Annotated in this window: 10 protein-coding genes; 4 read left to right on the top strand and 6 right to left on the bottom strand. The window is 67.6% G+C overall.

Annotation, left to right across the window (positions count from 1 at the left end; translation table 11 throughout):
• Positions 1 to 52: 52 nt before the first annotated feature.
• Together ACFWBU_RS18335 and ACFWBU_RS18330 are read right to left on the bottom strand one after the other, a co-directional pair.
• Positions 53 to 727 carry a Crp/Fnr family transcriptional regulator gene (locus tag ACFWBU_RS18335; protein WP_111731607.1) on the bottom strand — a complete coding sequence of 225 codons (675 nt, stop codon included), beginning with the start codon at positions 725 to 727 and terminating at the stop codon, positions 53 to 55.
• Positions 728 to 923: 196 nt separating this feature from the next.
• Positions 924 to 1196 (bottom strand): hypothetical protein, encoded by a 273-nt coding sequence (locus ACFWBU_RS18330; RefSeq protein ID WP_169623055.1) that lies wholly within the window; start codon positions 1194 to 1196, stop codon positions 924 to 926.
• Positions 1197 to 1247: 51 nt separating this feature from the next.
• Here ACFWBU_RS18330 and nth point away from each other — a divergent pair, with 51 nt between their 5' ends.
• From nth to ACFWBU_RS18310, 4 genes are read left to right on the top strand one after another with little or no spacing between them, the layout of a single operon-like run.
• Positions 1248 to 2063, top strand: coding sequence for an endonuclease III (nth, locus tag ACFWBU_RS18325; protein ID WP_206037440.1), 816 nt, complete (start codon positions 1248 to 1250; stop codon positions 2061 to 2063).
• 5 nt (positions 2064 to 2068) lie between these two features.
• Entirely contained in the window at positions 2069 to 2746 is a 678-nt protein-coding gene (locus tag ACFWBU_RS18320; protein WP_378528924.1) for a TlpA family protein disulfide reductase, read from the top strand.
• Positions 2743 to 3441, top strand: a complete 699-nt coding sequence (locus tag ACFWBU_RS18315) for a CoA pyrophosphatase (RefSeq protein WP_169623052.1) — start codon at positions 2743 to 2745, stop codon at positions 3439 to 3441. The genes ACFWBU_RS18320 and ACFWBU_RS18315 overlap by 4 nt, the downstream gene beginning before the upstream one ends.
• Positions 3438 to 4628, top strand: a complete 1191-nt coding sequence (locus ACFWBU_RS18310; protein WP_169623051.1) for a MarP family serine protease — start codon at positions 3438 to 3440, stop codon at positions 4626 to 4628. The genes ACFWBU_RS18315 and ACFWBU_RS18310 overlap by 4 nt, the downstream gene beginning before the upstream one ends.
• A gap of 35 nt (positions 4629 to 4663) precedes the next feature.
• On the opposite strand, the gene ACFWBU_RS18305 is transcribed toward ACFWBU_RS18310, so the two are convergent.
• From ACFWBU_RS18305 to acs, 4 genes are all read right to left on the bottom strand, one after another.
• Positions 4664 to 5596 (bottom strand): alpha/beta fold hydrolase, encoded by a 933-nt coding sequence (locus ACFWBU_RS18305; RefSeq protein ID WP_169623050.1) that lies wholly within the window; start codon positions 5594 to 5596, stop codon positions 4664 to 4666.
• A gap of 19 nt (positions 5597 to 5615) precedes the next feature.
• Entirely contained in the window at positions 5616 to 6116 is a 501-nt protein-coding gene (locus ACFWBU_RS18300) for a phage holin family protein (RefSeq protein WP_169623049.1), read from the bottom strand.
• Positions 6116 to 7333, bottom strand: coding sequence for a Na+/H+ antiporter NhaA (gene nhaA, locus ACFWBU_RS18295; protein WP_169653032.1), 1218 nt, complete (start codon positions 7331 to 7333; stop codon positions 6116 to 6118). The genes ACFWBU_RS18300 and nhaA overlap by 1 nt, the downstream gene beginning before the upstream one ends.
• A 204-nt stretch (positions 7334 to 7537) precedes the next feature.
• On the bottom strand, positions 7538 to 9469 hold the full coding sequence (acs, locus tag ACFWBU_RS18290; protein ID WP_378528923.1) for an acetate--CoA ligase: 1932 nt from the start codon (positions 9467 to 9469) through the stop codon (positions 7538 to 7540).
• Between the last annotated feature and the right edge of the window lie 3 nt (positions 9470 to 9472).

The following is a 9472-nucleotide window of genomic DNA, read 5'->3' as shown; positions in this document are numbered from 1 at the left end:
CCCGGGACGCGTGTCGCGTCCCGGGCTCGCCCGTGTGTCGTGATGCCGCGTGTCAGCGGGCGCGACGCGCCAGACGCTCCGAGTCGGAGATCAGGACGCTCTTGCCTTCGAGGCGCAGCCAGCCGCGGTGCGCGAAGTCGGCGAGAGCCTTGTTCACGGTCTCGCGCGACGCACCGACGAGCTGGGCGATCTCTTCCTGCGTCAGGTCGTGCGTGACGCGCAGAGCGCCCGCCTCCTGCGTGCCGAAACGCTGCGCGAGCTGCAGCAGAGCCTTGGCGACGCGACCGGGAACATCGGTGAAGATGAGGTCGGCGAGGCTGTTGTTCGTGCGGCGGAGCCGGCGGGCCAGCACGCGGAGCAGCTGCTCGGCGATCTCGGGGCGCTGGTCGATCCACGCCTTGAGTGCCTCGCGGTCCATGCTCACGGCACGCACCTCGGTGACGGTCGTCGCGGTGGACGTACGGGGGCCCGGGTCGAAGATGGACAACTCGCCGAACATGTCGGACGGGCCCATGATGGTCAGCAGGTTCTCGCGACCGTCGGGCGAACGCCGACCGAGCTTCACCTTGCCGGAGACGATGATGTACAGGCGGTCGCCGGGCTCACCTTCGTTGAAGATGACATGGCCACGGGGAAAATCGACCGGCTGAAGCTCTTTGACCAGCGCCGCAACCGCAGAGGGCTCGACTCCTTGGAAGATGCCTGCTCTGGCCAGGACCTCGTCCACGTGCGCTCCTTTTGGGAAATGAAAAAACGTTGTCTTGCTGCTGTGTCGGCACGTCTACGGGCATCCGACGGAGGTCACCTGTCAGGCGTACGACTCCCCAGTCTACTGTGCCGAGGTCAGGCGTGAGTGACCGACACCACGGATCGGGTGTTTTGCTTCCGAAAACCTTCTCGCAGGCTACCGGCGAGTATGTGGGTCAGCTGGCGCGACGCGTCCCGAGACCGTGATGTGAGGTGCTGCCGTCCGACTCGGTCGACCCCCGGCGCCGACGGCGGTGGAACCGGGCGAGAGCCCCGGGGAAACCTTCGCGAGCGAGCGCGGCGACATCGCCCTGGTCGGCTTGGTCGAGGAATTCCTCGACCTCGTCCTCGCGGACGGAAAGACGACTCAGGCGGGACTCGACACGCTCCATGGCGAGTGCGAACAGCGTCAGCAGCACTGGGAAAAGCACCACAGCGAGAGCTTGCATACCGGGAAGTAAACACGGGTTAGGTCTCAGATGAGACACGGGGGCGGATTGATGCGGAGGGGTTTACGTACAGTGGTCCAGGTGCATGCGACCCCGTCCGAGAGCTCCGATCAGGCTCCCCGTGGTGACTCGGGCGCGGCCCCCCGCTCCGAATCCCGGCTCGCGCTGGTGCGCCGCGCGCGACGGATGAATCGGCGGCTCGCCGAGGCTTTTCCCCATGTGTACTGCGAACTCGATTTCACGACGCCGCTCGAACTGGCGGTCGCGACGATCCTGTCCGCTCAGTGCACGGACGTGCGCGTCAACCAGGTGACTCCCGCGTTGTTCGCCCGGTACCCCGATGCCCGCGCCTACGCCGAAGCGGACCGGACGGAGCTCGAAGAGTTCATCCGATCCACCGGCTTCTTCCGCAACAAGGCGAACGCACTCATCGGTCTGGGCCAGGCTCTGCTCGAGCAGTACGACGGCGAGGTGCCGGCTCGGCTCGACGACCTCGTGAAGCTGCCCGGCATCGGGCGCAAGACCGCGAACGTCATTCTCGGCAACGCCTTCGATGTGCCGGGAATCACCGTCGATACGCACTTCGCTCGGCTCGTCGGACGCTGGAAGTGGACCACGGAAACCGACCCCGTGAAGATCGAGCACGCCGTCGGAACGCTCATCGAACGCAAGGAGTGGACGCTGCTGTCCCACCGGGTGATCTTCCACGGCCGTCGGGTCTGCCACGCGCGCAAACCCGCCTGCGGAGTGTGCGTGCTCGCCAAGGATTGCCCGTCCTACGGGATCGGACCCACCGACCCGCCGACCGCCGCCGCGCTGGTGAAGGGACCGGAGACCGAGCATCTGCTCGAGCTGGCCGGTAGGTGACGCCGGTGCACCCTTCCTCAGCAGGCCGTTGGAGCCTGGCAGCACTGGTCGTCGTGATCGCCTTGATCGTCGCCATCTGGCCGCGCGGCAACGATGACGCACCGGCTCCCTCGGCGACCGGCGCTGCGACCTCGGCCGCACCCGTCGACCGGCGAGCGCAGGACAACCCGCAGGCTCTCGCGCCCCTCCGGGAAACCGCCGCTCTGGATCCCTGCCCGTCGGCAGCGGGAACGCCTGCAGCGGGAGCGTCTGCCGGCAGCCCGCTCGCGGGGTTGACGTTCGAATGCGTCGGCGACGGTTCCACGGTGGACCTGGCCGCCGCACTCGCGGGCAAGCCGGCTGTGGTGAATCTGTGGGCGTGGTGGTGCGGCCCGTGCGCCGAAGAACTGCCCGTGCTCGAGGAGTTCGCCGAACGAGCCGGAGATGCGATGACCGTGGTGACGGTGCATACCGATCCCAACGAGGCCAATGCGCTGAGCAAGCTGACGGACTACGACGTGCATCTGCCCGGAGTGCAGGACGGCTCCGGACGAGTCCAGGCCGCGGTCGGAGCCCCGGCGGTGCTGCCGGTGACGATCCTGCTGCGAGCCGACGGCTCGGTGGCCAAAGTGCTGCCTCAGCCCTTCCGCTCCGCCGACGAGGTCGCCGCCGTGGTCGACGAATACCTGGGGGTGGCGGTATGACGCCGTACTGGTTGCGGAAGGTCACGACCCTCGAGCCGAAGGACCCGCACGACGACAATCCGATCATCAACCGGCGCGCGCCCTCCGGGCTCCCGGTCCGGCAAGCGGCGGTCCTGGTGTTGTTCGGTGGTTCGCCGACGCCTGACCCGCTCGCCCGTGGCGGCCTGCCGGCCGACGCGGATGTGCTGCTCACCCAGCGTGCGGCGACCCTGCGCCAGCACAGCGGACAGGTCGCGTTTCCCGGTGGCGCCGCCGATCCCGACGACGAGGGTCCCGAACACACCGCTCTGCGCGAAGCGCAGGAGGAAACGGGCCTGGACCCCGCCGGGGTACGTCCGCTCGCTGTGCTCCCCGAACTGTTCATCCCGCCCTCGGGCTTCGACGTGACACCCGTGATCGCGTACTGGGAGCGTCCGAGCCCCGTCGGTGTGGTCAATCCCGCCGAGGCTTCTCGCGTGGTGCGCGTGTCGCTGCACGACTTGCTCGACCCGCGGAACCGCTTCCAGGTACGGCACGCCCTCGGGTATCGCGGACCGGCCTTCCGGGTCGAAGGGATGCTCGTGTGGGGTTTCACCGCGGGAGTGCTCGCAGGCCTGTTCGCCGTCTCCGGATGGGAAATCGAATGGGATCACCACGACATTCGTGACCTCGATGTCGTACTCGCCGAAATGGAGACCGAGGTGGTCGAACCGTGACCGGATCCGGCTGGCTCGACCTGATCATCGTGCTGATCGTCGTCATCGCGGCATCGTCGGGACTGAGGCAGGGCGCGGTTGCGTCGGCCCTCGCGTTCCTGGGTGTACTGCTCGGTGCGATCGCCGGCATTCTCATCGCGCCGCACGTGCTCGTGCACGTCGAAGAGGGGCGAATGCGGATCCTGGCGGGGATCGCGTTGATCGTGGTGCTCGTCGTGATCGGCGAGGTGGCCGGGATGGTGCTCGGCCGGGCTGCCCGCAGTGGCATCCACAGCCCCGGCGTCCGGGCGGTCGACAGCGTCGTGGGCGCGGGTCTGCAGGCCGTCGCCGTGCTCGTCGCCGCCTGGCTTCTCGCCATTCCGCTGACGGCCACCACTCAGCCCGTGGTGTCCGCAGCGGTGCGGGGTTCTCATGTCCTCGGCACCGTCGACGAATTCGCTCCCGAGTGGATGCGGGCGATACCCAACGAATTCTCGGCTCTGCTCGACACGTCCGGGCTACCCGAGGTGATCGGACCGTTCGGCAGGACCCCGATCGCCGAGGTCGCGATCCCCGACGCTTCGTTGCTCGACAGCCCGGTGGCGGCAGATCTCCATCCGAGCGTGCTCCGCATCAACGGACTCGCGCCGAGTTGCCAGAAGGCACTCGAAGGGTCCGGCTTCGTCGTGGCGCCGGAACGGGTCATGACGAACGCGCACGTCGTGGCGGGCACTGCCGCCGTGACCGTCGACACCGAACAGGGCGCACTCGACGCCTCCGTGGTGCTGTTCGACCCGGCCGTGGACGTCGCGATCCTGTCGGTGCCCGGGCTCACGGCCCCACCGCTGGCATTCGCCCCCGTGCCCGCGGACTCGGGTGAGAACGCGATCGTCCTCGGCTATCCGGGTGGCGGGCCGTATACGGCGAGCGCCGCACGGGTCCGCGAAACGCTGGATCTGCAGGGACCCGACATCTACCGCAGCGGAACGGTCGAACGCGAGGTCTACACCGTGCGCGGTCTGATCCAGCAGGGCAACTCCGGTGGACCACTCGTCGACGCGCAGGGTCTCGTCCTCGGCATGGTGTTCGGGGCGGCCATCGACGACTCCGATACGGGATTCGTGCTCACGGCCGGGGAGATCAGCCGTCAACTCGCACTGGCCGGGTCGGTGTTCGAACCCGTGGAAACCGGCGTCTGCATCGTCTGACGCCGGCGCCCGGCCCGTGCGGTTGTCCGTCGGAGTCAGAGACCCCGCACGAAGCCGAGTAGTTGCGACGTCACGACGTCGGGCTTCTCCTGATGCGCGTAATGACCCGCGCCGTCGACGAACTTCAGGACGCGTCCGGGCGCGTGACGCTTGCACCGGCGCAGCGTCGCGGCCAGTACGTACGGATCGAGCACGCCGTGCAACTGGAGGACGGGCAGCGAGAGGGTGACGTCCATCGCCTTCATGAAACGTCGCCCGTCGGGCCGCCACTGGCTCCGGAACGCCCACCGCTGGTATTCCAGCGTGCAGTGCGCGACCCCCGGGATACGGATTGCCGAGCGGAGACGCTCGACGACGTCGGAGAATTCCGGCGTGGCCTGCCACTCCGGTCCCGAACGGAGGCGCGCGAGCCGTTCGATCTCGCGACTCTCGTCGCGAACCAGCCGACGTTCGGGCCGCCACGGCACCTGATACGACAGGAACGTCGGCAGGAGTGCTTTTCGCTGCGCCTTGTCGCGCAGTGCCCCGTCGCGCAGAGAGATCGGGTGGGGTGAATCGACGACGGCGATGGCACGCACGAGCCGAGGATGCAGAACCGCCGTCGCCCAGCAGACCAGCCCGCCGTCGGCGTGCCCGACGAGGATCGCCTCGCTGTGCCCGAGCGCGCGGACGAGACCCGCGATGTCGTTGGACAGGGTCCAGCCGTCGTATCCGCGCGGGGGCTTGTCCGAATCGCCGTAGCCGCGCAGGTCCACCGACACGGCTCGATAGCCCGACTCGGCGAAGGCGGTGAGCTGGTGACGCCAGGACCACCACAGGTCCGCGAAACCGTGCACGAAGAGTACGAGCGGGGTGTCCGGATCGTGCGGGCCGGTTTCGACCGCGTGGAACCGGATTCCGTTCGCGTGGATGTCACGATGCGTCCACGGCCCGGGATAGCGGGCCGTGGACGGGTCGGGTGGAGCCACCTCTATATCGCTCGGCGCATCAGCGCGCTGCGTGATGACGACCGGCGGGAGCCTGGTCGTCCTGGTGGTTCGGCAGGACCGACTTCGTCTGCTTGAGCGAGTCGATCGTCTTGCTCGGTGCGCGCACCTTGCGCACGCGCATATAACCGATCAACGCGAGGAGCGCGGTCACCACGACCATGATCAGGAAGACGATGAGGAAGGCGAGCCAGCGCGGAACCCAGACGTCGAGGAGTTCGGCGAGGAAGAAGAAAAAGAAGAAGGAGCTGAAGGTGAGGACGGCGAGCGCCAGGACGAAGAAGAGGCTGCCTTGCAGGCCCTTCTTGACCTCACCGGTCACTTCCGCCTTCGCGAGCTGCACTTCGGCGCGGAAGAGTGTCGACACCTGAGTGGCCACGTCACGGACAAGATCACCGACGCTGGCATCCCGCGGCGTCGGAGCGTCCACCTTCGTCAGCGGAATGCCCGAGATACTCGTCGGCACACCGTCCCCGGGACGGTTCCCGTTCGTCACGCTCACTAGTCGACCCCTTTGGTTGGTTCGTTCTGCTTGCGGTGGGCTCGCCCACGCCGTAACAGTAGCGCCGAACCGAGTATCGACGCGATCAACGAGGTAACCAGGACGGCGGCTTTGGCGATCTCGGCGGCGGCGCCACCGTCGACACCCCCGAGCGAAAGTTCCGCGATGAGCAGGCTGACGGTGAACCCGATCGCGCCGAGCACCGCCAGCGCGAACAGATCTCCCCACATCAGACCGGTCGGGCGGGTCGCGATACCCACCCGGATCGCGAGCCAGGCGCTGCTGAAGATTCCCACCGTTTTGCCGATGAGCAGACCGAGGACGATGGCAAGACCGACCGGGTCGGTGAAGACGTTGCCGATCATCTCCGCGCCGAGAGGCACCCCGGAGGCGAAGAGCGCGAAGACGGGCACGCAGAATCCTGCCGACCAGGGTTGGATCCGGTGCTCGAGACGCTCGGAGGGTGCGTAGTCCTCGCCGGGGTCGGTGCGGACGCGTGTGAGCAGACCCAGAACGACTCCGGCGACCGTCGCGTGGATCCCGGCTTGGTGCATGGCGTACCAGGTGAGCAGCGCGAGCGGCACGTACAGCCATGCCGTGGTGATGCGGCGCTGCTGGGCAACCCAGTACGCCGCGGCGAGGACCACGGTCGCGACCAGCCACATCAACGCGAGTCCCGAGGTGAACAGCACCGCGATCAGCGCGATACCGATCAGGTCGTCGACCACCGCGAGACTGAGCAGGAAGACTCGTGCACTGGTCGGTATGCGAGAACCGGTGAGAGCCAGGACGCCCAGTGCGAAGGCGATGTCGGTCGCGACGGGAATCGCCCAGCCGCGATCCATTCCGGGCGTGCCCCAGCCGACGGTCGCGGCAATGACAGCGGGCAGGACGACGCCTCCGCACGCCGCGATCACCGGGAGCAGGGCTTTCTTGCGGTCTGCGAGTTCGCCGACCACGAGTTCGCGTTTGAGTTCGAGTCCGGCGACGAAGAAGAACACCGCCAGAAGCCCGTCCTTGGCCCACGTCCCCAGCGACAGGTGCAGGTGCAGCGACTCCGGACCGATCTGGAAGTCGCGCAGGGCGGTGTAGGAGTCGCCGAGGGGGGAATTGACCCAGATCAGGGCCAGCGCGGCGGCAAGAAGGAGAAGGGATCCGCCCACGGTTTCGGTACGGAGGAAACGGGCGAGCGAGGTGCTCCAGGCGGGGTTGGACAACGGGCGGCTTTCGGTTCGGCGGATTCCGGTAGGGTCGAGCGCTCGCCGACCAGACTTCCCGGCACACCGTCGAAAATTGTAGACCCGCCGGAGCGCCCGCCCCTGAGTGACCGATCGGGCGCGACCGCAAACCCGCGCTGCCCGGAGACGAGTGCGGCCCCTCCCGGGACACGAAGTCCGGAAGGGGCCGCACCCTTTGTGGAGCTACTTGCCCCGGATTGCGTCGAACACCGCGGGATCGACGAGGGTCGAGGTGTCACCGAGTTCGCGGCCTTCGGCCACGTCGCGCAGCAACCGTCGCATGATCTTGCCGGAACGGGTTTTCGGCAGTTCCGGTACGACCGTGATCTGACGCGGCTTCGCGATCGGGGAGATCTCCACCGCCACGTGCTCGCGGAGTTCCTTGATCAGCGCGTCACCGGTGTTCTCCACGTTCTCCCGCAGAATCACGAAGGCGACGATGCCCTGACCGGTGGTCTCGTCGGCCGCGCCCACGACGGCGGCTTCGGCGACGGTCTGGTGGCTCACCAGCGCCGACTCCACCTCGGAGGTCGAGATGCGGTGGCCGGAGACGTTCATGACGTCGTCGACACGGCCGAGCACCCAGAGGTCCCCGTCCTCGTCGTAGCGCGCACCGTCGCCGGCGAAGTACCAACCCTGGTCTTCGTAGCGTGACCAGTACGTTTCGCGGTACCGCTGCGGATCACCCCAGATGCCGCGCAACATGGCCGGCCACGGCTGGTCGAGTACCAGGTAGCCGTTCCCTCCGGGACCGAGCGGACGGGCTTCGTCGTCGACGATCTTCGCGGAGATGCCCGGCAGCGGCGCCATCGCCGAGCCCGGCTTGGTCGCAGTGATCCCGGGCAGCGGGGAAATCATGATCGCGCCCGTCTCGGTCTGCCACCACGTGTCCACGATCGGAGCCTGGCCCGCGCCGATGACGTCGCGATACCAGCGCCACGCCTCGGGGTTGATCGGCTCGCCGACACTGCCGAGCACGCGGATCGACGAGAGGTCGTGCGCGTCGGGGATCGCCCGTCCCCACTTCATGAACGTGCGGATCAGCGTGGGGGCGGTGTAGTAGATGCTCACCCCGTACTTCTCGATGATCTCGAAGTGCCGGTGCTGGGTCGGAGAGTTCGGGGTGCCTTCGTAGACGACCTGTGTCACGCCGTTCGACAGCGGTCCGTACACGATGTAGGTGTGTCCGGTGACCCAGCCGATATCGGCGGTGCACCAGTACACGTCCTCGCCCGCTTTGTGGTCGAACACGTTGTGGTGAGTGTACGACGCCTGCGTGAGGTAGCCACCCGACGTGTGGATGATTCCCTTCGGCTTACCCGTGGTGCCGGAGGTGTAGAGGATGAACAGGGGGTGCTCGGCGTCGAACGGCTGCGCCTCGTGCTCGGGCGATGCCTGCTCGACGGTGTCGTGCCACCACAGGTCCCGGCCCTCGGTCCACTCCACGTCGATGCCGGTGCGCCGCACCACGAGAACGTGCTCGATCGACGCGGCACCTGCGGTCGCCTCGTCGGCCGAGGCCTTGAGCGGCGCCGCGGCGCCGCGGCGCCACTGACCGTCGACGGTGACCAGAAGCTTCGCCTCGGCATCGTCGATACGTGAGCGGAGCGCCGTCGCGGAGAAACCTGCGAACACCACGGAGTGCGTCAGGCCCAGACGAGCGCAGGCGAGCATCGTGACGATCGCTTCGGGAATCATCGGCATGTAGATGGCGACGCGATCGCCGGCAACCAGGCCCAGTTCGGTGAAGGTGTTCGCGGCGCGCGAGACTTCCGCCAGCAGGTCGTTGTACGTCAGTGCTCGCGTGTCGCCGGGTTCACCTTCGAAATGAATGGCGACGCGGTCACCGTTGCCGGCGAGCACGTGCCGGTCCACGCAGTTGTAGGCGACGTTGAGCTGCCCGCCGACGAACCACTTCGCGAACGGCGCGTCCGACCAGTCCAGCACCTCGGTCCACGGGGAGGCCCACTCGAGTCGTTCGGCCTGGGTCGCCCAGAATCCGAGGCGATCGGCGTCGGCAGCAGCCTGCAACTCCGGACCGGCGTTGGCGGTGGCTGTGAACTCGGCACTCGGAGGAAAGGCCTGCTGTTCGTGGTCCGGAGCTGCGCTCGTCATGAT

Source organism: Rhodococcus sp. NPDC060084 (assembly GCF_042730335.1).
Taxonomy (GTDB): Bacteria; Actinomycetota; Actinomycetes; order Mycobacteriales; family Mycobacteriaceae; genus Rhodococcus.
The sequence above is the reverse complement of the archived record's forward strand: the minus strand, read 5'-3'. Positions and strand labels throughout refer to the sequence as shown.